The 524-nt window shown below is 69.5% G+C and carries 1 pseudogene; it reads left to right on the top strand.

Annotated elements, in window-relative coordinates:
- Positions 1 to 22: 22 nt before the first annotated feature.
- A pseudogene (locus tag ASG00_RS18990) lies at positions 23 to 524 on the top strand (ADP-ribosyltransferase); the annotation flags it as partial.

Below are 524 nucleotides of genomic sequence, written 5' to 3'. Positions count from 1 at the left end.
GCTGGGTCACGAGGGGGACGCGGTGAGCCTGACATCCGTGCGCCGCTTCGCCGACGACGACGAGGCTGTCGCGTACGGTCGGCAGGCCTGGGCCGGTTTGTCCGACGAGCTGACCCCGGCTCAGCGGGAGGCGGTGTTCGATTACACCCGCGAAGCACCCGGACCGAGCGGGATCACCTACGCCGAGATCAACGGCGCGCTGCGCAAGGGCCCGCCGTATCCGGCTGAGCTCGAGGGTCACATCCGCGCGATCGACGAGACGCTCGCCCGCCGACCGCTGACCGAGACGATCGAAGTGACACGCGGAACGGGCATCTCGCACTGGCCCTTCACACCCAAGGCCGCCGCCGGCAACACGCTGACCGAGGATTCGTTCCTCTCGACCTCCCTCGGCGGACCCGCCCAGAGCTTCGCCGACAAGGACGCGATCCTTCACCTCACCGTGCCCCCGGGCACACCCGCGGGATGGGTCGAGGAGATGTCGCAGTTCGGCGGATCGGAGCGAGAGCTTCTTCTCGGGCGCG

Origin of the sequence: Microbacterium sp. Leaf351, from assembly GCF_001423825.1 — a bacterium.
Classification (GTDB): Bacteria; Actinomycetota; Actinomycetes; order Actinomycetales; family Microbacteriaceae; genus Microbacterium; species Microbacterium ginsengisoli.
The sequence above is the reverse complement of the archived record's forward strand: the minus strand, read 5'-3'. Positions and strand labels throughout refer to the sequence as shown.